At 60.6% G+C, this 19,857-nt stretch carries 16 protein-coding genes, 1 tRNA gene and 2 rRNA genes (1 of these 19 only partly in view); 15 read left to right on the top strand and 4 right to left on the bottom strand.

Annotation, left to right across the window (positions count from 1 at the left end):
• The 11 genes from SPICUR_RS08525 to SPICUR_RS08475 form a co-directional block, all read left to right on the top strand.
• Positions 1–1,285 (top strand): 23S ribosomal RNA (locus tag SPICUR_RS08525); it begins 1,608 nt to the left of the window's first position.
• 99 nt (positions 1,286–1,384) lie between these two features.
• Positions 1,385–1,501, top strand: a 5S ribosomal RNA gene (rrf, locus tag SPICUR_RS08520).
• Positions 1,502–1,581: 80 nt separating this feature from the next.
• Positions 1,582–2,367 carry a biotin--[acetyl-CoA-carboxylase] ligase gene (locus SPICUR_RS09615; protein WP_077176366.1) on the top strand — a complete coding sequence of 262 codons (786 nt, stop codon included), beginning with the start codon at positions 1,582–1,584 and terminating at the stop codon, positions 2,365–2,367.
• On the top strand, positions 2,349–3,098 hold the full coding sequence (locus tag SPICUR_RS08510) for a type III pantothenate kinase (protein WP_023368050.1): 750 nt from the start codon (positions 2,349–2,351) through the stop codon (positions 3,096–3,098). Before SPICUR_RS09615 ends, SPICUR_RS08510 begins: the two co-directional genes overlap by 19 nt.
• Positions 3,099–3,153: 55 nt before the next feature.
• Positions 3,154–3,229 (top strand) — tRNA-Thr (locus SPICUR_RS08505).
• A gap of 138 nt (positions 3,230–3,367) precedes the next feature.
• Positions 3,368–4,951: a cbb3-type cytochrome c oxidase subunit I gene (locus SPICUR_RS08500; protein WP_041381862.1), complete on the top strand. Its 1,584-nt coding sequence runs from the start codon at positions 3,368–3,370 to the stop codon at positions 4,949–4,951.
• A gap of 10 nt (positions 4,952–4,961) precedes the next feature.
• Complete coding sequence (locus SPICUR_RS08495) at positions 4,962–5,582, top strand: cbb3-type cytochrome c oxidase subunit II (protein WP_023368046.1); 621 nt, start codon at positions 4,962–4,964, stop codon at positions 5,580–5,582.
• The gene (locus SPICUR_RS08490; protein ID WP_023368044.1) at positions 5,582–6,256 is read left to right on the top strand and encodes a c-type cytochrome; all 675 of its coding nucleotides are present in this window, start codon (positions 5,582–5,584) and stop codon (positions 6,254–6,256) included. Before SPICUR_RS08495 ends, SPICUR_RS08490 begins: the two co-directional genes overlap by 1 nt.
• Positions 6,253–6,984: a c-type cytochrome gene (locus SPICUR_RS08485; protein WP_023368042.1), complete on the top strand. Its 732-nt coding sequence runs from the start codon at positions 6,253–6,255 to the stop codon at positions 6,982–6,984. Before SPICUR_RS08490 ends, SPICUR_RS08485 begins: the two co-directional genes overlap by 4 nt.
• The gene (locus SPICUR_RS08480; protein ID WP_023368039.1) at positions 6,977–8,152 is read left to right on the top strand and encodes a c-type cytochrome; all 1,176 of its coding nucleotides are present in this window, start codon (positions 6,977–6,979) and stop codon (positions 8,150–8,152) included. Before SPICUR_RS08485 ends, SPICUR_RS08480 begins: the two co-directional genes overlap by 8 nt.
• Positions 8,153–8,161: 9 nt before the next feature.
• Entirely contained in the window at positions 8,162–10,408 is a 2,247-nt protein-coding gene (locus tag SPICUR_RS08475; RefSeq protein WP_023368037.1) for a heavy metal translocating P-type ATPase, read from the top strand.
• 36 nt (positions 10,409–10,444) lie between these two features.
• Here SPICUR_RS08475 and SPICUR_RS08470 read toward each other — a convergent pair whose 3' ends face one another.
• The 4 genes from SPICUR_RS08470 to SPICUR_RS08455 form a co-directional block, all read right to left on the bottom strand.
• Positions 10,445–11,479: an ABC transporter permease gene (locus tag SPICUR_RS08470; protein WP_041381860.1), complete on the bottom strand. Its 1,035-nt coding sequence runs from the start codon at positions 11,477–11,479 to the stop codon at positions 10,445–10,447.
• Entirely contained in the window at positions 11,472–13,010 is a 1,539-nt protein-coding gene (locus SPICUR_RS08465) for a sugar ABC transporter ATP-binding protein (protein ID WP_041381859.1), read from the bottom strand. Before SPICUR_RS08465 ends, SPICUR_RS08470 begins: the two co-directional genes overlap by 8 nt.
• Before the next feature lie 74 nt (positions 13,011–13,084).
• Positions 13,085–14,098, bottom strand: a complete 1,014-nt coding sequence (locus SPICUR_RS08460; protein WP_041382529.1) for a substrate-binding domain-containing protein — start codon at positions 14,096–14,098, stop codon at positions 13,085–13,087.
• 93 nt (positions 14,099–14,191) lie between these two features.
• Positions 14,192–15,199 carry an ABC transporter permease gene (locus SPICUR_RS08455; protein ID WP_041382527.1) on the bottom strand — a complete coding sequence of 336 codons (1,008 nt, stop codon included), beginning with the start codon at positions 15,197–15,199 and terminating at the stop codon, positions 14,192–14,194.
• 30 nt (positions 15,200–15,229) lie between these two features.
• Here SPICUR_RS08455 and SPICUR_RS08450 point away from each other — a divergent pair, with 30 nt between their 5' ends.
• Genes SPICUR_RS08450 through SPICUR_RS09805 form a run of 4 tightly spaced genes read left to right on the top strand, consistent with a single transcriptional unit; the run spans position 15,230 to position 19,776 of the window.
• Positions 15,230–16,378, top strand: a complete 1,149-nt coding sequence (locus SPICUR_RS08450; protein ID WP_335324068.1) for a dihydroxyacetone kinase subunit DhaK — start codon at positions 15,230–15,232, stop codon at positions 16,376–16,378.
• Positions 16,375–17,004, top strand: coding sequence for a dihydroxyacetone kinase subunit DhaL (gene dhaL, locus SPICUR_RS08445; RefSeq protein WP_023368026.1), 630 nt, complete (start codon positions 16,375–16,377; stop codon positions 17,002–17,004). Before SPICUR_RS08450 ends, dhaL (SPICUR_RS08445) begins: the two co-directional genes overlap by 4 nt.
• A 46-nt stretch (positions 17,005–17,050) precedes the next feature.
• Positions 17,051–17,707 carry a dihydroxyacetone kinase subunit DhaL gene (dhaL, locus tag SPICUR_RS08440; RefSeq protein WP_023368024.1) on the top strand — a complete coding sequence of 219 codons (657 nt, stop codon included), beginning with the start codon at positions 17,051–17,053 and terminating at the stop codon, positions 17,705–17,707.
• A 2-nt stretch (positions 17,708–17,709) separates the two neighbouring features.
• Positions 17,710–19,776: a bifunctional sugar-binding transcriptional regulator/dihydroxyacetone kinase subunit DhaK gene (locus tag SPICUR_RS09805; RefSeq protein WP_076742146.1), complete on the top strand. Its 2,067-nt coding sequence runs from the start codon at positions 17,710–17,712 to the stop codon at positions 19,774–19,776.
• Positions 19,777–19,857: the final 81 nt, after the last annotated feature.

Genomic DNA, 19,857 nt, shown 5'->3' with positions numbered 1-19,857 from the left:
GGCAGGGTGAGAATCCCAAGGCGCTTGAGAGAACTCGGGTGAAGGAACTAGGCAAAATAGTACCGTAACTTCGGGAGAAGGTACGCCCGTATTAGGTGAAGCTCTTCGCGAGCGGAGCCGAGGCGGGCCGCAGTGACCAGGGGGCTGCGACTGTTTACTAAAAACACAGCACTCTGCTAACTCGTAAGAGGATGTATAGGGTGTGACGCCTGCCCGGTGCCGGAAGGTTAAGTGATGGGGTTAGCTCTTCGGAGCGAAGCTCTTGATCGAAGCCCCGGTAAACGGCGGCCGTAACTATAACGGTCCTAAGGTAGCGAAATTCCTTGTCGGGTAAGTTCCGACCTGCACGAATGGCGTAACGACGGCCCCGCTGTCTCCACCCGAGACTCAGTGAAATTGAAATCGCTGTTAAGATGCAGCGTTCCCGCGGCAAGACGGAAAGACCCCGTGAACCTTTACTACAGCTTCACACTGGACTTTGAGCATGCTTGTGCAGGATAGGTGGGAGGTGTCGAAACCGGAGCGCTAGCTCTGGTGGAGCCATCCTTGAGATACCACCCTTGCATGCTTGGGGTTCTAACCTAGACCCGTAATCCGGGCCAGGAACAGTGTGTGGTGGGTAGTTTGACTGGGGCGGTCTCCTCCCAAAGAGTAACGGAGGAGTGCGAAGGTACCCTCGGCGCGGTCGGAAATCGCGCTCTGAGTATAAAGGCAAAAGGGTGCCTGACTGCGAGACTGACAAGTCGAGCAGGGGCGAAAGCCGGTCTTAGTGATCCGGTGGTTCTGTATGGAAGGGCCATCGCTCAACGGATAAAAGGTACTCCGGGGATAACAGGCTGATTCCTCCCAAGAGTCCACATCGACGGAGGAGTTTGGCACCTCGATGTCGGCTCATCACATCCTGGGGCTGTAGCAGGTCCCAAGGGTATGGCTGTTCGCCATTTAAAGTGGTACGCGAGCTGGGTTTAGAACGTCGTGAGACAGTTCGGTCCCTATCTGCCGTGGGCGTCGGAGATTTGAGAGGATCTGCTCCTAGTACGAGAGGACCGGAGTGGACGAACCTCTGGTGTTCCGGTTGTCACGCCAGTGGCACTGCCGGGTAGCTACGTTCGGAAGGGATAACCGCTGAAAGCATCTAAGCGGGAAGTCCACCTCAAGATAAGATCTCCCCGAGGACTTGATCCTCCTGAAGGGACGTGGAAGACGACCACGTTGATAGGCTGGATGTGGAAGTGCAGTAATGTATGAAGCTAACCAGTACTAATTTCCCGTGAGGCTTGATCATATAACCCCAAGAGGGCTATAGGACATTGGTCCTGCATGCCAATCGACAATGTTTCTGACGCTGGTGGTGTCCAAGTGGACATGGCCGGTAACCGGTTTGCCTGGCGAAAATAGCGCGTGGGAACCACCCGATTCCATTCCGAACTCGGAAGTGAAACCGCGTAGCGCCGATGATAGTGCCGCCACGCTGTGGTGCGAAAGTAGGTCATCGCCAGGCGCTTACAACGAAACCCTCGTCGGTCTCAGGACCGGCGGGGGTTTTTTTTGTTGAAAAGGCGCCAACACTGAGTGGTTTCAATGGCCAGTTATCCTGACGATCGAGTGCCAGTCCTTCGCGCGGCGATGGGCGAGCGCTGGGTTCACACATCCATTCATGTGTTCGAGACGCTCGAGAGCACGAGTCAGTGGCTTGCGGATCATCCGCCGGACGAGCCGGCGCTTGTCATCGCCGATCAGCAGACCCGTGGTCGGGGGCGGCAGGGTCGGCAGTGGGCCTCGCCGACGGGCGGGCTCTATTTCAGTGTCGGCGTGCCGGTGCCACCCAGCCAGTCGATCCCGCCAGCGCTGTCCCTGCTCGTCGGTCTTCAACTCACCGAGATACTCCAGTCGCACGGTTTCGCTGGTATTCATCTCAAGTGGCCCAACGACCTTGTCGTCGGCGACGCCAAACTCGCCGGACTGCTGGTCGAGCGGTTGCCGAATCTGCTCATCATCGGCGTCGGGATCAACACGATGGCGGGTCATGTCGGCAGGCTGCCCGCCGACCGGCGGGCCATGGGTCTCCATCAGCTCGCTGATGGGGTCGTTGATGACGCGTTGCTCGGTGCCCTGGGTGGCGGGGTGCTCGATGCGACGGCCTGGTCGGCGACCCAGGCCGAGTGGTTGCTCGCCGAGCGCTGGCCCGCGTTTGATATCCTCGCCGGACGGAACATCGTCGTCGATCAGGCGGGTGGCGTGGCGCTCGAGGGCCGCGTCGCGGGCATTACACCGACGGGCGAGCTGCGATTGATCACCGATACCGGTGAGCGGTATCTGCAGGCCGGCGAGTGCCGGATACAAGGGGGGTGGGCAACGCCATCATGACCGATCTGCTGATCGACATTGGCAACAGCCGCATTAAATGGGCCCTCGCGGCCGATGGCGAGCTGATCGGCGCGGCCCGGGCGGCGACCCATGACTCGCTCGAGCGTCTATTCGCCGAATGGCGGCAACTCGCCGAGCGACCGGCGCGGGTCCGGGTGGTGAATGTCGCCAGGGCATCCGTGGTCAACCGCATCACCGCCTGGCTGCAGGTTCACTGGGAGCGGGCACCGGAGTTTATTCAGACGCCGGCGGCCGGCGACGCGATCCACTCCGCTTATACGCATCCCACCGAACTCGGGACCGATCGCTGGCTTGCCATGCTGGGGGCGAAGGCCGCGGGTTATCTGCCCGTCTGCGTCGTCGACTGCGGCACCGCCATCACCGTGGATGTGGTGACCGGGGACGCCCGCCACCAGGGCGGCCTGATCCTCTCCGGACTCCCCGCGCAGAAGGCGGGGCTGGCACGACTGGCGCCGCAGTTGCCCAGCATCGACCTCCCCACCCGGCCGCCATTCCTCGCAACCAATACCGCCGATGCCCTCGCCAGTGGTCACATCTTTGGCACAGCAGCGGCGGTTCAGGGTGTCATCCGGCGTTGCCTTGCCGGCTCGTCAGAGCGGCTGACGCCGGTGCTCACCGGTGGCGATGCACCGATCATCGCCCGCTATCTCGATCTGGACGCGCGATTGCGCCCGGATCTGGTGCTGGAGGGGCTGGCGAGCCTGCCCTGAGGGGATGGATTGCCCCAACAGGGATGGTTGGGTACCCTTTACTCCTCGCTTAGATGCTGGCGTAGCTCAGTCGGTAGAGCAGCTGATTTGTAATCAGCCGGTCGGGGGTTCGAATCCTCTCGCCAGCTCCAGTCCCCTCAGTACTCCCTTTGTCGCCAGAACAGCCCCCACCACTCGCCGGGCGCCGCAGGCGTGTGGAAAACCACAATTTCTCAGCTGCCATGCCCTTCGTACCATTGCGTGAGTAGGTATTACGCGGTGGAGGAAAGATGTCGCTCACTATTGGCACAATGATGGCACTCTCGTTTGTGGTGTCCCTCATTGCCCTCGCCTTTCTGATCTGGGCGGTCGCCTCGAAGCAGTTCCGCGTCGAGCAGGCGGATGCCGAGGTCATTTTCCCGGGCGCCGAGGGCGCGGACCATGCGCCCGACGATCCCACCAGCTTTGGTTTCCAGGAAGACGCCGAGCCCGGGGAGGGCACGGATACCCGCCATCGCAAGCTGATCTTTGCCCTGATCGGCTTCGGGACCTTCTGGCTGGTGCTGGGCTCGATCTTTGGGGTAATCGCCTCGCTCAAGCTGCATCTGCCGGACTGGCTGACCGGTTCGGCACCGCTCAGCTTCGGGCGGATGCGCACGATGCACCTCAATTCGGTGATTTACGGCTGGCTGTCACTGGCAGGCATCGGGGTCGCGATGTTCCTCGTGCCGCGGCTGTTCAAGACCTCACTGCGTGGCGTCAATCTGGCCTGGGGCGGGCTCGTGCTGTGGAATATCGGCGTTGCGGTCGGTGTCTATGCCATCGCCACCGGCTGGACCGACGGGATGGAGTGGCTCGAGATCCCCTGGCAGGTCGATATTCTGCTGGCCGCCGGCGGTGCCTGTTTTGCCCTTCCACTGGTCCTGACCGCAGTGAATCGCAACGTCCATCACATTTACGTGACCGCCTGGTATTACCTGGGGGCGCTGGTGTGGTTTCCGGTGCTTTTCGTGATCGGCAATCTGCCGATTCATTCCGGCGTGCAGGGGGCCACCGTCAACTGGTGGTTTGCGCACAACGTGCTCGGTCTGTGGCTGACCCCGATCGGGGTCGGTGCCGCTTATTACGTCCTCCCTAAGATCATCGGCAAGCCGATCTATTCGTACCGCCTCTCGCTGTTGGGGTTCTGGGCGCTGGCGCTGTTCTACAGCCAGGTGGGCATGCATCACCTGATCGGCGGGCCGGTGCCCACCTGGGTGGTGACGCTCTCGGTGGTGCAGTCGGTGATGATGTTCGTTCCCGTCATTGCCGTGGCGGTCAACCAGCATGTGCTCTGGGGCAGCAACCTCTGGGCGTTCAAGCAGTCGCTGCCGCTACGGTTCGTCGCCTTCGGGGCGGTGATGTACACGCTCGCCTCCTTCCAGGGCTCGATGGAGGCAGTGCGCGCCATCAATACCGTCACGCATTTCACCCATTACACCGTGGCGCATGCCCACCTCGGGGCCTATGCCTTTGTCTCGCTGGTGCTGTTCGGCACGGTCTACTACCTGATGCCCATTCTCACCGGCCGGCTCTGGCCGGCGCCGCGGCTGATCGCGCTGCATTTCTGGCTGGTGGCCATCGGCTTCGGCGTCTACTTTTTCTCGCTCAGCATCGGGGGCTGGCTGCAGGGGCTTGCCATGCTGGATGCGAGCCGCGACTGGCTGGAGTCGATGCAGCTGATGGAGCCCTATCTGGAGGGACGCTCCGTGGGCGGCACGCTGATGACGCTGGGCCATCTGCTGTTTGCGATCAATCTGCTGTCGCTGGTGTTCGCCACGCGCCGGTCCACCGATGCCGTGGACACGGCGACACCGGTCACAAGCGCCAGCTGAGGAGCCAACCATGAATAAAGTCTTTCCGCTGGCTGTTCTGGCGTTCGCCATCCTCGCCTTCGCGACCCTGTTGCTGGTGATACTGCCCGCCGCGCAGATCCGCACCGTCGAGCCCGCCCAGGGGCTTGAGCCCTACACGGCGGTCGAGGAGCGGGGTCGGCAGCAGTACGTCGAGCTCGGCTGCTACTACTGCCACTCGCAGCAGCCGCGCAGCCCCGAGCAGGCCCCGGATCTGCAGCGCGGCTGGGGGCGGCCGACCACGCCCGCCGATTATGTCTACGACGACCCGCATGTGCTGGGTACCATGCGCACTGGCCCGGATCTGATGAACATCGGCGCACGGATGCCCAGCCAGGGCTGGCACCTGACCCATCTCTACCAGCCTCGAGCCATCGAGGAGAGCAGCATCATGCCGGCCTATCCATTCCTTTTCGAGATCAAGCAGAACCCGGACGAGGATGATGTCGTCGTCCCGGTGCCGGCCGAATATGCCCCGGCGGACGGTGCCAGGGTGGTGGCGCGCCAGAGCGCACTGGATCTGACCGCATACCTGCTCTCCCTTGACCGGACCTATCCCGCCAAGGATCGGGAGCTGCGTGACCTGGGTTTTGACGGCGCGGAGGCACGCTGATGAGTGATCACAACGACCAGCGCCCCGAGCCACAACGCACACCCCTCGAGGAAAGCCGGTTCGAGCCCTACGAGGTCAACCGACCGATCCCGATTTTCGTATTGGCAGTCGCGGTGGCCCTGATTGCCTGGGGCGTCTACACGCTCTGGTCCGACTCGGGGCCTTCCACCGAGACTGCCGCCAGCGAGGATGCGCCCACGGTGGGAACGACCGGCGACAGGGACGTCGCGGATGGGCAGGGATCACTCATGAGCGTTGGCGCCTCGCTGTTCGAGTCGAACTGCGTGACCTGTCATCAGGCGAACGGGTCGGGGATCAGTGGCGCCGTGCCGCCGCTGGCAGGCTCGCGTTACGTCACCGGGCCGGCGGAAGCGCCGGTCCAGATCCTGCTGCACGGCATCAGCGGCGTGATCGCGGTGGCCGGCAATCAGTACGACGGCCGTATGCCGCGATTTGGCGAGACGCTGAGTGATCGTCAGATTGCCGCGGTGGTGAGCTACATCCGCCAGCAGTGGGGTCACGACGCCGGAGCGGTGACCCCGGCGTTCGTCAGCGAACAGCGCGGCCGCTTTGCGGCGGATCGCAGCCCCTGGAATGGCGGCGCCGAGCTTGAAGCGGTGACCGGGATAGCGGCCCGGTTGACCCGCACGGCGGCAACGGAGGCATCCCAATGAACATGAAACGTCTGAGTGCGTGGCTCTCGTCAGCCCTGCTGCTCACGCTGGCCCAGCCGGCGGGGGCACAGACCGTTGACGAGGATCTCCCCGATGAAAGCTACGCCGCGGAGATCTACGCCGCCGAGGCGGCGGCGGTGGATCCGGCTGAATACGCGACACTGGCCCGCGAGGGTCAGGGCGATGTCTGGTCGTGCGCGAGCTGCCACGGCGCCAAGGGCGAGGGCAATGGCAACATCCCCCGGCTGGCGGGGCTGTCGAGTGGGTACATCGCCAAGCAGCTCAATGCCTATGCCGAGGGCGTGCGCATCAATCACAACATGCAGTATGTGGCCGATAAGCTCACCCAGAAGGAAATGCTCGGTCTGGCCCGTTACTACGCCGAAATGGAAGCGCCCAGCGCCGCCGAGGCCGAACTGGGCGGCGATCTCCAGCGTGGCCGCGAGCTGGCCAATCACGGCGACTGGGATATCGAGGTGCCGGCCTGCTACAGCTGTCATGGTTCATCGGCCTGGGGGGTTGAACAGGCCTTCCCCAGCCTGGCCGCGCAGCAGCCCGCTTATACCTATGCCCAGCTGGCGGCATGGACCGATGGCCGTCGGAAAAACTCGCCGCTGATGCTGATGCAGGGCATCGCCCATGCCCTGTCCGATGCGGATAAGCGGGCGGTGGCCGACTACCTCGCGACACTGCCGGCCCCGCCGGCGGAGGACTCCATCAATGAGTGACCACAACAACAATGATCGGCCCCGCGAGGATCCGGGGCGGACCACGCTCCGCCGGGCGCTGATCGCCGTCGCCATCGCGGCGGGGCTGGTGGCCATTGGCGCCGGCCTCTACGCCAGCGGCATTTACGCGCCGATCGCCCAGTCACCGGACCGCGAGCCCGACGAGGGGCGCGAGCTGGCTGAAGCGGCGGCGGAGCGCCGTGAGGCGTGGCTGGCCGAGCGCCAGGAGTACACCAACAATGCCGATGCCAATCCGCCCGCGCTGCCGGTCAGCGAGGAAGGCTACTTCATCCCCAACGATGTGGCCGACGCCCCGGACAACGCGTTCGGGGATTCGGTACGCCGTGGCTACGAGGTGTTCACCAACACCCAGACCAATGCCTCCGAGCACGTCGGCAACGGCATGAACTGCGCCAACTGCCACCTCGGCGGCGGGACGGTGCCCGGGTCGGCGCCGATGTGGGCGGCGGCTGTGGAGTACCCGGCATTCCGTGGCAAGAACAAGATGATCAACACCATGGAAGATCGCATCAATGGCTGTTTCACCTATTCGATGAACGCCCAGGGTTCGCCCAGTGGCAGTCCACCGCCCCGGGATGGGGACATCTACAAGGACCTGCAGAGCTTTTTCTACTACATGGCCGAGGGCGCACCGCTGGAGGGCAACCTGCCGGGCCGTGGCTACTCCACCCCGCCCAAGCCTGAGCAGGGCTACAGCATCAGTCGGGGTGAGACTGTGTTCGAGAACAACTGCGCGGTCTGCCATGGCACCGATGGCGGTGGCCGCCAGGACCCCAACGGTCGCTGGATCTTCCCGGCGCTCTGGGGCGATGACGCCTTCAACTGGGGGGCGGGCATGCACCGCATCAACACCGCCGCCGGCTTCATCAAGCACAACATGCCGCTGGGTCAGGGTGGGTCGCTCACCGATCAGCAGGCCTGGGATGTGGCCGCCTACATCAATAGCTGGGAGCGGCCGGCGGATCCGCGGCAGTTCCGCGACAACCTCAGTGTGGCTGAGACCGACGAGCAGTTCCACGAGCACACGCCCAACTGGTACGGCGATGTGATCCGCGGGGATCTGTTGGGCGATGGCGTGCCCGGCGAGCCCACTGAGCAGCCGCCGTCGGCGGGCGCCCCGCGGCACCGCGATCAGGCAAGCCGCTAGCGCCCGCGCATGAGTACCGCGACGGCGACGCTGTCCCGGAGCGAAATGGCGGCGCTGGCACCGGCCGGGCGCGGCCTTTTCTCGATCGAGGGGATGTGGTGCCCGAGTTGCGCGGCCGCCACTGAGCGGGTCATCGCCCGGGTGCCGGGCGTAACGCGCGCACGGGTCAGCTTTGCCACCGGCTCGGCGCTGGTGGACTGGGACCCGGATCAGGTCGACCTCTCGGGTCTGCTGCGGGCCGTGGAGCGGCTGGGCTATGCCATCGGTCCGCCGCGCGCCCCCGAGGAAACCGTCGCCGCCATCGACGAGGAAATCAATCGCCTTGGGCTGCGACTGGCGGTGGCCGCGTTCTTTGGCATGTGGGTGATGGTGCTCGCCATCATGCGCTATCTCGAGCCGGCGGCGCTGGGGCATACCCCCGTCGGGCACACCCTGTCGATTATTGCCATGGGGCTGGTGACACCCGTGGTCGGGTTCTCGGCGGCGCCGTTTTTTGTCGCCGGCTGGCGGACCCTGCGGGCGGGTATCCCGGGTATGGATGCGCTGGTCAGCATCGGCGTGATCGGCGCCGGCGTGCTGTCAGTGATCGAGCTGGCCCAGGGCGGGGCGCATGTCTACGCCGATACCATGGTGATGCTCATCGTGCTGCTGTCCATTGGCAGGATGGTGGAAATGCGCACGGTGCGCCGGGCCGCCACGGCCATCGGTGCGCTCGAGCGCGAGGTCCCCGAGCGGGCCTTTCCCGTGGCGGGGGACGGGCCGGTGGATGCGGGCGAAGTGGCGGTTGGGACTCATATTCAGGTGCCCGCCGGTGCCCGCGTGCCCCTGGACGGTGAGTTGTCGGAGGGCGCGACGCGTGTCGATGCCAGTCTGCTGACCGGCGAGTCGACCCCTGTAAGCATCGCCCCCGGCGGCGCCGTGCACGCCGGCACCATCAACCTGGATGCCCCGGTGACCGTCCGCGTGACCGCCGCTGTGGGCGATCGGCAGATCGATCGCATCCTCGGCCGGATGGTCGAGATGCAGGGCAACCGCAGCGAGATCACCCGCCTCGCCGATGGGCTGGCGCGGGTCCTGGTCCCCGGCGCGCTGGCACTGGCGGCGGCGGTCGCGGTGATGGGAACGGCGCTCGGGCTGGGCCCCGAGGCGTCCCTGCTGCGGGCCCTGTCGGTGGTGGTCATCGCCTGTCCCTGCGCGCTCAGTGTTGCGGTACCGGTGACCTTTCTCAGCTTTGCTGAACGCGCCATGGGCCGTGGGGTCCTGTTCCGCAGCCCGGCGACCATGGAGCAGGCCGGACAGCTCCACGATCTGCTGATTGACAAGACCGGCACCCTGACCCGCGGTGAGCCGGCGGTTATCGAGGCGGTCACCGCCGAGGGTGTCGCCGAATCCGAGCTGCGCGCACTCGCCGCTGAGGCCGAGGCGGGCATCGACCATCCAGTGGCCCGGGCGCTGCAGGATCCGGCGCAGGGGCCGGAGCATGGCATCCATCGGCGTCGGGAGGGGCGTGGCGTCATCATGACCCGTCCCGATGGCAGCGAGGTCCGGGTGGGATCACGGCGCTGGCTGCATGAGGCCGGCGTCGAGGTGCCCGTGCTGGCAACGCCGTCGAGCCAGGCGGCCAGTGGCGCCACGCGGATCCATGTCACCCGCGATGGCGACTGGCTGGGCTGTTTCGCGCTGGGTGATCCGCTTCGTCCGGCGGCGGCCACGACGGTCGAGTCGTTGCAGGCCCGAGGATTCAGGTTGCGGATGGTGACCGGCGATAGTGCCGCGCCCGCCCGGCGGGTGGCCGCTGCGGTGGGGCTGGCCGAGGACGCCGTGGAAGCGGGCTGTCGGCCCGAGGAGAAGGCCGATCATGTGCTCGCCGCCCAGGCCCGGGCACCGACTGCCTTTATCGGTGACGGCATCAATGACAGCGTCGCCATGGCGGCTGCCGATGTGGGGGTGGCGATCGATGGCGCCAGCCACGCGGCGACCAGCAGCGCCGGCCTGGTGGTGGCCCGGGGCGGGCTGCCGGCCCTGGCCGATGCGCTGGGGCTGGCCCGCTCGGCACGTCGGCGCATGCGGCAGAACCTGGCCCTGGCGGTGGTGTATAACGGCGCCGCCATCCCGTTGGCGGTCGCGGGAGTGATCCCGCCGTCGGCGGCCGCGCTCGCCATGCTCGCCAGTTCGCTCAGCGTCATGGCCAACGCGGCACGGCGGAGGAAGCGGTCGACGCTGCGCCCCGATCAGGACAGCACAAGGGCCCCATAATTTCACCTAATTAAGCCGGCTCCGGTTAGATACGCTTCAATCGGTTTTAAATCGATCTAGCAGAGAGAAAAACATACCGCCGATCAGAATGAAGCCCCCGAGTATAGCCGTCTGCCATTCACTCGGTATGCCGACCAAAATCAGAACATTGTTGATGAGAGTTATTAGCAGCACGCCGAGCATTGTTCCGACTACATTGCCAGAGCCACCCGTGATTCTCGCACCACCAAGTATAACAGCGGCAATAACGGCAAGTTCTGAGCCGACCAGATCGAATGGATTGGCGAGGCGATTTGCCATTACATGCGTAATTCCTGCCAGTCCAGCCAGGAGTCCTGCGTATGCAAATACCAGAACTCTTATCCATACTATTCTATAGCCGAGCCGAGCAGCAATATCCGGATTACCCCCAACGGCATAAATCGCTCTGCCGAAGATCGTATAGCGGAGTATCGCGGCGGTGGCGAGAGCTGCCACTACCAGCAGCAGGAAATAAGCTGGAAGATCCACAGACAAACCATTCTTGGATGTCACTGAAACCAAGTTTGATTTGCCAAATGCTGTCATCGAATCGGGAATATTCATGAATAATTGAGTACCGATAAATGTCAGCAAAAACCCCCTCAGTGCGTACTGGGTGCCGATCGTAACAATCAACGCCGGCGCCTGCAGTGAGTGCACTAGGAATCCATTGACTCCGCCAAGAGCTGCGCCACCGACGGCGCCAGCCAGAAATATCGATACAATACCTAGGTCGGGAAAAAATTCCACAACTAACAGAGTCACCGAATACATCACCAATGCAGCGATGGCTGTAAACGAGACGTCCAGCCCGCCTGCGGCAAGAATCAGCAGTACGCCCAGCGCGAATAGCCCGGTGACAACCGAGGCACGCAAGACGTCAAAAAGCGTCGTTAGTTGCCAGAAATCCGGGTTAATCAGTCCGACAACGAAAGAGGTGATCACGATCAGCAGGAAAGGGAAGATGGCAGGGTTGTGCGCCGCCCACACGAATATTGCTCGGCGTCGCTGCGCCTGATTATCTTTCCCGACAGGGCTTATCCTATTCATCGTTTGGCAACCTCTCATCAGAACCCACCACGGCGTCATAGAGCGTTTTCTCATCGACTGTATCTGCCTTGATATCTCTACGCAGACGCCCGCGGCTCATCACAAGAATACGGTCACAGTTCTGTATCAGTTCAGGTAGATCATCTGAAATCATAATGATCCCAGTTCCGGCTTGAGCCTCCGCGTGAATAATTCGATATATGGTATCTTTGGAACCTACGTCTACCCCCATGGTTGGGCCGTGCAGAACAAGTAGACGCGGAGATGTTGCCAGCCATCGTCCAATGAGGACGCGCTGCTGATTGCCACCTGATAGCGATGACACCGGCGCGTCTAAGTGCGAAATCATGATCTCAAGACTCCGTACAAGACGGTCCGCTAATGACCGCATTCTAGCAATGCTCACCAGTCCTAAGGCTCCCTTGAGGCGACTCGTGACTGACATCGCGATATTGATGAAAATTGGCTTGTCGAGGAACAGACCTTCATCTAGCCTTTCCTCGGGGACATACGCCACCCCAGCTTCGATCACCCGGAAAGGTCGAGAGACATCCAACCGAACACCCCCAAGCTTGATACAACCAGCTTGGGGCTTCATCATGCCGGCCAGCGCCAGTCCAATCTCATTACGGCCGGAATCGGACAGCCCAGTAATACCGAGGATTTCACCATGGCCTACGGTTAAATTGATTCCGTTATAATGTTGGAAGTGGCTCAATCCCATCACCTCAAGCAGTGGGACATCTGACTGTGGCATTGCCTCACGGAAACGCCCCTGCTCGAGCTCGCGCCCTGTCATCCAGTATGCTAGATCCACATTGGTTGACGCCGATAGATCGCACTCGCGAATTAATTCACCGTCCCGCATGACGAAGCCCGTTCCGCCAATCTCGCGCGCCTCGTCCAATTTATGGGTGACAAAAAGCACGGCGGCACCATTTTCTTGTAGCCGTCTAATAACGCGAATAAGGTGGTTGACCTCGTTTCGAGTAAGGGATGTCGTCGGCTCATCCATGATCACCAATTTGGCATCTATGGCAACGGTGCGGGAGATTGCTACTAATTGACGTGTAGATAGTGGAAGCGTGTCAATTTGCCTTCTGAGGAAGGCTCGCCCGGAGGGCAAGCCAACAACCTCGAGGGCCTTGGCTGCTGTTGCATCGAGCTTTGTTGGCATAATGGGGCGAAGCAATCGGCCTTTTGCCTTGACGAGCTGTTGTGGCAAAGCGATGTTTTCGGCGACAGTTAGATTGGGTAGCAGAGACAAATCCTGATAAACGGTCTCTATTCCAGCTGAAAGTGCATGAATAGGATCGAGAGCTGTGACTTCGTGACCATTTAACAGGATTTGACCTTCAGTCGGAGCTTCTGCTCCTGCAATGATCTTGATAAGTGTTGACTTCCCACAACCGTTTTCGCCAAGCAAGTGATAGAGCTCACCGGCTCGAATGCTCAGACTGACACCCTTGAGGGCGTGAACGCCACCGTAACGCTTGTGAGCAGAGCAAACCTGTAGGAAGGCGTTGTCCATCGAATAAACCTATACTCGGCGAAGGGAATTATCGAAGTGGCGGGCCACTGGTCAGTGGCCCGCTCCACATGCCTTTAGAAGGGGTAATCTTTCCAATTGGAGGCGTCTACATCAACCCAGGCTTGTCCTCTGACGATAACGCCATCGCCAGGACCCTCCGTGACAGTGACGTTCTCGTAACCTGGCACGCCAAGGTCCATCCCGTTTTTGATCTCCTCGCCGTTCAACGCCATTCCAGCAAGGATGTTCATTACGTAGCCGGCATCCTTAGGATCCCAGAAGGAAATGCCGTCAACGGCACCACTTTCTAAATATGCTGAGGTGTCTTGCGGAAGGCCCAGACCATAGACGCATGTTTCATCCTCTAATCCAGCTTCCTCAACGGCTCGCCCGATGCCAATGACATCGATAGCGGATCCTCCTTGGAAACCTTTGATATCTGGATAAGTGCGCAAAATCTCCCGAGCTGCCTCGTAAGCCTGGTTAGCGTCGTTGAAGCTTTCATTTTTTGGAGACACCAGTTCCATATTTGGGAACTGGTCCATATAAGCCGCTCCACCGTCAGCCCACTGGACATGAGTAAGACTGCCGACCGACCCGACGAATGAGGTCCACTTGCCTTGTTCGCCCATGCATTCCGCGATTTGCTGAGCGAAATGCGCACCGAACTCCGCATTGTCGAACGCTTCCATATCGACCTGCGTGTTGACCATGCTGTCGGCTTCATGGGTAATTACAGTAATACCGCGGTTCATCGCTCTCCGCAGAACACCCTCCAGTGTCGATGGATCCATCGGGACAATAGCGAGTGCGTCGACCTCTTGTGCGACTAGATCCTCTACGATAGCGGTTTGCTGAGCAGCATCGGCACGTCCCGGTCCTACCTGACTCGTTGAGATATCAGGGTGATCGGCACCAAACTTCTTGACTCCCTCCTCCATTCGGATGAACCAGTTTTCACCCGTTACTTTGACGACGGTGGCGATCTCCTGTTCTTCAGCCATGGCCGAAGTTGTCGCCAAGCCCGCCATGCTAGTGAGCACGCCAGCCAACGCAAGGGCTGATACGGAACGCTTGTTTCTAGTCATTTTCTTCCTCTCCTCCTGGTACATAAGCCAGTCCTCGTATGCCCCACTAATCGCGCGTCGAGGACCGCGCGGGGGAGTCTAGACAATTAATCATTACGTGATAGTTGACTTCTTTCTAAGGAAGTGCGGCAAATAGCTCGACCACTGAGCACGCGCGTTCGCGAGAAAAACGAGTAATAAGACACCCCACGCAAAGTCACGAAAGAAGTTGGATATCTGCATAAAGTTGAGCATGCTGGTGAGGAGTTGCAGCGCTGTTGCTGAAAGGATGACGCAGCTCACCCGCCCGTATCCGCCCTCAGGCCGAACTCCAGCCATAACTGCTATCAGGATCGCGATCAGCACATAGGAGCTGCCGTAGTCCCACTTAACGCTGGAACTCCGAGCTGCGATGACGATACCAGCGATCGACGCGAGCACGCTGGATAGAAAATAGGCACGAAAAAGTATCGACCGAGTCCTTATGCCGGCGAAACGGGCTGCCTTGGAGTTTGAGCCCAACAAAAAGAGATGGATACCGAAGCGTGTGAAGCGCAATAGGGCCGCGAGTCCAATAGCTATTAAAAGCAGGAGGGCAAAGGTTCTCGGGATGCCCGCGATAGGCATATTGCCGAACTTATCGAACACGGGGATGTAGCCGAGCCGAAGTGCTGACCCGCCTGTGAGTCCGACTGCAACGCCAGTGAAAAGAAGCTGGGTCGCTAGAGTGGCGATAATGGGTGTGATCCCCGCATAACCTACTAGTAAGCCGTTCAGCGTGCCCCCGATCACACCAACAGTGATAGCCACGAAGCAAAAAGCCGCAAAGAACTGAAGGGGTTCGGCCTCGGCGCTGAACACTAGCGGAGCGCTCATGTAAGCGACGACACCCGCCAGATTCGCGAGCGCTATACCTGAAAGATCGATTCCGCCACGCCCTGAAATCATGGCTAGCATGACTCCGAGTCCCAGTAATCCTAGCTCAGGAACCTGCGCACCCATCGACTGGAAGTTATACAGGCTCATGAAGGTACCATCGACAAACAGGAGCGCGGACACAATCACTAGAGCATTGATGCCACAGAGAAAAATGAACTGGCCGTCGAATGTACCTGGCTGCATTGTTCCTCCGGTTATGTCCATGGCCTGTGGATGAGCCGCGAACGTTCACCTAGAGCAAACCAGAGGGCGCCGACATTTGTCAAACAGCCGCAATACTATGTAAAGTTTGGAGCAGTGGGGCCCGGACATGACTTAACGGTGGCCGGCGGAAAACACAAACCGGGGAGCGGTTTTATGCAGAGGCTGATTAACGATCCCAATGACTTGGTCGATGAGGCAGTGAGAGGCTTTGCGAGAGCACATAGCGATCTCGTGACACTTCATCCTGAGAATCAGAGGGTGGTTATCTCACGGCGTGGCCCCGCATCCGGCCGCGTTGGAGTTGTTACTGGCGGTGGATCCGGGCATGAACCCGCGTTTATGGGATACGTCGGCCACAACATGGTTGATGCGGTGGCGGTTGGGGAGCTTTTCTCCTCGCCGACGGCCAAGAGCTTTTACGACGCCATTAAGGCCGCCGACAGCGGCAGCGGCGTCTGCGTGCTTTACGGCAACTATGCCGGCGACAACATGAATGTGAAGATGGCTGCGCGCATGGCGGCCAAGGACGGCATCGAGGTGACTACGGTTGTCGCCAACGACGATGTCTGCTCGGCACCGGCTGCAGAGCGCAGGAAACGCCGCGGCGTCGCCGGCGAGATCCTGATGTGGAAAGTCGGTGGCGCGAAGGCCGCCACCGGCGCATCACTAGAGGCGGTACGGGCCACCGCGCAAAAGGCGGTGGATTCTACCCGCTCGGTGGGCGTGGGGCTCGCTCCCTGCACCTTGCCCGCCAACGGCAAACCGAATTTCGAGATCGCCCCCGGCACGATGGAAGTAGGGATTGGGCACCATGGTGAACCTGGTATGGAGGTCGTCGACCTCAAGCCTGTGAATGATGTTGCCGACGATATGCTAGATATCGTACTGGCCGAGCAGGATCTCGCCGCCGAAGATGCGCTATGCATACTGGTCTCTGGACTAGGGGCGACGCCAATCAACGAGCTCTATGTTCTTTACGATCGAGTGGCGTCTCGAATTCAGTCCATGGACGTCGAGATCGTGCAGCCATTGGTGGGTAACTACTTCACCTCGCTGGATATGATGGGTGTCACTCTGACCGTCATGAGACTGGATCATGAGCTCCGCGAGCTGATGGCATCCGAAGCGATCAGTCCGGGGCTGTGGGTGTCTGCATGACTGGTATCAGTAACACGAAAAATGCCGGTATTATTCTGGAGGTAGCTACGTGTATTGTCGCCAACAAGGCATACCTTTCGGAGATCGATGGGCAAATCGGTGACGGGGATCACGGCAACAATATGGCAAAGGGTTTTTCAATGGCGGCCGATCGCATTGCCGCTGAAGACTCTCTCGCCGACGGGCTTTCAGTGCTCTCCGACGTGCTCATGACCGAAATCGGCGGGTCGATGGGGCCGCTATACGGTATGATGTTCGAAGACATGGCAGAAGCTGTCCGTGGCGAGTCGATCATAGACGAAGTGGTTTTTCAGCGCATGCTCGAGGCTGGCCAGCAGGCGGTTGTTAACGTCGGATCAGCGCAGATCGGGGACAAGACACTGCTCGATACGCTCTCTCCAGCAACAGAAGTATTCGCCAATACCCCGGGTACTTTTGAGGAACGACTGGCAGCGGCGAAAGCTGCTGCGATGGCGGGTCGCGATAGCACGCAGGACATGATTGCGCGGATCGGCCGCTCAAGCCGATTGGGTGAGCGTTCAAGGGGAGTGCTGGATGCCGGTGCCACCTCATGCTGTATGATCTTATGCATCTTGGTGGACAACGTCAGTCGCCGCTTGGCCTGACTGGCTCGCGTGGGCGTCTACTGCCGAACTATCGGGTGGTGAACGTATGGCCGAACTAGACTCTGACTTCATCGCACGATTTTTCTGCGAGGCAGCGGCGCGGCTCGAGGAGCAGCGTGATGAGCTCTGTCAGCTCGACGGGCTTGTTGGTGATGGGGATCATGGCACGTCAATGGCCAATGGATTCGCCGCTCTGGCGGCACTTGTGCGTGGCGGTTCCAGCCATACAAAAATCCCCGGCGCTCTATTGCGCGAGGCAGCGGACGAGTTTCTGAGTCACGTGGGCGCTACAGTTGGACCACTTTATGCGACTGGGCTGCTGGATACGTCCGAAGCCATGGGAGAGGGAGCACCGTGGGAGCTGAACGAGTTCCCGCGCCTCATGGCTTGCCTCACCCAGGGTATCGCGCGACGCGGAAAGGCGGCAGAAGGTGATAAAACCATGCTCGACGCATGGCTACCCGCAACCCCTGCTGCTGAGGCCAGCCTTGCTCGTGGTGCCTCTGCTGCCGAGGCGGCACTTTGCGCCAGGGAAGCGGCCGCTGAGGGGGCGCGGGCCACCGCGAGCATGATCGCCTCGCGAGGACGCGCAGCGCGGTTGAAAGAGCGGAGCATTGGTTATCAAGATCCTGGGGCAGTCTCCGCATCGATTGTCATCGAAGCCCTTGTAGAGACAATCGAGGCGACGCCGGAGGCGCGCTAAACATGGGATCGGCCTCCACAGGGCATACACCTTTGAAGTTCCAGGACGACGCGCTGCTTTGGGCGGCTTGGTTGTACTACGAAGAGGGCCTTACCCAGGGGGGCATCGCTAAGGCGATGAATGTTTCGCGGCCTACCGTGAACAGCTACCTTGCTGAGGCGCGTGCTAATGGCATCGTTAACATCTCGATCTCGGGCGAACGTCTTAAATCGTTGTCTATCGCACAGCAACTTCAGGCGCATTTCGGCCTGCAAGAGTGCCTTGCGATTCCTGGTGAAGAGGGCGCTCGATCGCTAATAGAGCGATTAGGTTCCGCTGGCGGGCAGGCATTGTCTACTCTGATACAGTCGGGAGACAACGTAGCAGTCACCTGGGGACGGACGATGTTGTCGGTGGCGAAGGCTGCCGCAACGCACGTGCCAACTCGCACGGACGTGCGCGTCATTCAAGCCACCGGTGGAACAACGGCTAATATTCGTTACACTCCAGAAGCTTGCGCTTCGCAACTTGCCGAAAGCCTTGGAGCCCGTTGCATTCCCATTTCCGCACCTGCGATCCTGTCTAGTCACGAAGCAAGATCCCTGCTTCTATCGGAGCCCGTCATTGCTGAGCAGTTTGCTTCATTGGCGGCTGCTAATCGAATCGTCTTAGGCATTTCGTCGCTACGGGGAGATTCTACAATCCATGAAAGTGGGTTCTTTGATAGTAGTCTCAAGCAGTATGACCACTACCGCAGCGCGGTAGGATCTATCGCCGGCTGGTTCTTCGATGCCAATGGAATCCCAGTGGATGGCCCGCTCAGCGATCGAACAGTGGCTATCGACCTAGAATCCCTTCGGACAATCGAAACGCGAATCGCGATCGCGGGCGGGTATGACAAAGTGCCGGCGATTCTTGCCGCACTGCGTGGGCAGCTGATCAACGTGCTGATTACTGATGCTGCAACCGGTGAGGCAATACTGCATGCGGATGGCGTAGAAACGCAAAGGCTGCGTTCTTCCAATCGCTGGCCGAGACCGGATAAGTCGGCACTCCCCGAGCGTACTGGCGTTAAGAAATTTCTAAATTCACCACGCGACGCAGTATCGGAATCCCTTGAGGGTGCCCTGCGCACCTATCCCCACTTCATTCAGGCCACCGGGCATTCAAAGCGCGCTGTACAGGCATCGGCTACGCCGCCTAAGGGCAAGGTCGGTCTGGTGATCGGAGGCGGTTCTGGTCACGACCCCGCCTTTTTAGGGTATGTGGGACGTGGCTTGGCTGATGCTGCGGCCGTCGGCAATGTGTTTGCATCGCCACCGCCGGATCGCATCGTCAACTGCACGCGAGCTGCCTGTCAGGGGGCCGGCGTTTTGTACATCTATGGCAACTACACCGGCGACACCATGAACTTTGATATGGCCGCAGAGCGGGCAAATGCTGAAGGTATCGACGTGCGCACGATCCTGACAACCGACGATGCCGCCTTCTCGGCGGCAGAGGACCGCGAATCGCGGCGAGGAACCGCCGGTAGCGTATTTGTTTTCAAGATTGCCGGTGCGGCATGCGACCGGCTTTACGGCTTGGATGACTGCGAGCGTCTGGCGCGCAAGGCAAACGACGCGACCTTCACCATGGGTATCGGGCTGGAGGCCGCCTCTCTGCCGGAGACTAGCCGACCAACCTTTCACATTGCTCCAGGAGATATGGAGGTCGGGGTCGGTATCCATGGTGAACCCGGCGCTGCCCGCGAGGAGATAACCACTGCGGACCTGGCGGTAGATCGAATCTGTGATCGTTTGTTTTCGGAAATGGATCTTGTTTCTGGAGATCGGGTTGCAATGCTCGTGAATTCCTTAGGAGCGACGCCAATGATGGAGCTCTTCATCATCGCCCGTCGGCTCCACGAGCGCATCGAGGCGCGCAACGCGGTCGCCTGGAGAAATTTCATCGGTTATTACTGCACGTCACTGGATATGGTCGGTGCGTCGGTAACGTTAATGAAGCTAGACGACGAACTGCTTGAGCTGCTTGACCATCCCTGTGCCGGGTTTGGTCTGCAACTCCCAGCATATCCGTGCGATCAATGACCGCTGGTCGAAGACTACGTAAGGATTGATTTCCGCAGGTCTATCGACCGACTTGTGGGTTCGAATCCTCTCGCCACCTCC

The organism is Spiribacter curvatus, assembly GCF_000485905.1.
Taxonomy (GTDB): Bacteria; Pseudomonadota; Gammaproteobacteria; order Nitrococcales; family Nitrococcaceae; genus Spiribacter; species Spiribacter curvatus.
This window is presented reverse-complemented; position numbering and strand designations above follow the sequence as displayed.

What these genes read in the sequence shown, in the direction of transcription:
- SPICUR_RS09615 (WP_077176366.1), top strand. Translation starts at nt 1,582, where the DNA reads ATGGCCAGTTATCCTGACGATCGAGTGCCAGTCCTTCGCGCGGCGATG.
- SPICUR_RS08500 (WP_041381862.1), top strand. Translation starts at nt 3,368, where the DNA reads ATGTCGCTCACTATTGGCACAATGATGGCACTCTCGTTTGTGGTGTCC.
- SPICUR_RS08495 (WP_023368046.1), top strand. Translation starts at nt 4,962, where the DNA reads ATGAATAAAGTCTTTCCGCTGGCTGTTCTGGCGTTCGCCATCCTCGCC.
- SPICUR_RS08490 (WP_023368044.1), top strand. Translation starts at nt 5,582, where the DNA reads ATGAGTGATCACAACGACCAGCGCCCCGAGCCACAACGCACACCCCTC.
- SPICUR_RS08485 (WP_023368042.1), top strand. Translation starts at nt 6,253, where the DNA reads ATGAACATGAAACGTCTGAGTGCGTGGCTCTCGTCAGCCCTGCTGCTC.
- SPICUR_RS08480 (WP_023368039.1), top strand. Translation starts at nt 6,977, where the DNA reads ATGAGTGACCACAACAACAATGATCGGCCCCGCGAGGATCCGGGGCGG.
- SPICUR_RS08475 (WP_023368037.1), top strand. Translation starts at nt 8,162, where the DNA reads ATGAGTACCGCGACGGCGACGCTGTCCCGGAGCGAAATGGCGGCGCTG.
- SPICUR_RS08470 (WP_041381860.1), bottom strand. Translation starts at nt 11,479, where the DNA reads ATGAATAGGATAAGCCCTGTCGGGAAAGATAATCAGGCGCAGCGACGC.
- SPICUR_RS08465 (WP_041381859.1), bottom strand. Translation starts at nt 13,010, where the DNA reads ATGGACAACGCCTTCCTACAGGTTTGCTCTGCTCACAAGCGTTACGGT.
- SPICUR_RS08460 (WP_041382529.1), bottom strand. Translation starts at nt 14,098, where the DNA reads ATGACTAGAAACAAGCGTTCCGTATCAGCCCTTGCGTTGGCTGGCGTG.
- SPICUR_RS08455 (WP_041382527.1), bottom strand. Translation starts at nt 15,199, where the DNA reads ATGCAGCCAGGTACATTCGACGGCCAGTTCATTTTTCTCTGTGGCATC.
- SPICUR_RS08450 (WP_335324068.1), top strand. Translation starts at nt 15,230, where the DNA reads ATGAGCCGCGAACGTTCACCTAGAGCAAACCAGAGGGCGCCGACATTT.
- dhaL (WP_023368026.1), top strand. Translation starts at nt 16,375, where the DNA reads ATGACTGGTATCAGTAACACGAAAAATGCCGGTATTATTCTGGAGGTA.
- dhaL (WP_023368024.1), top strand. Translation starts at nt 17,051, where the DNA reads ATGGCCGAACTAGACTCTGACTTCATCGCACGATTTTTCTGCGAGGCA.
- SPICUR_RS09805 (WP_076742146.1), top strand. Translation starts at nt 17,710, where the DNA reads ATGGGATCGGCCTCCACAGGGCATACACCTTTGAAGTTCCAGGACGAC.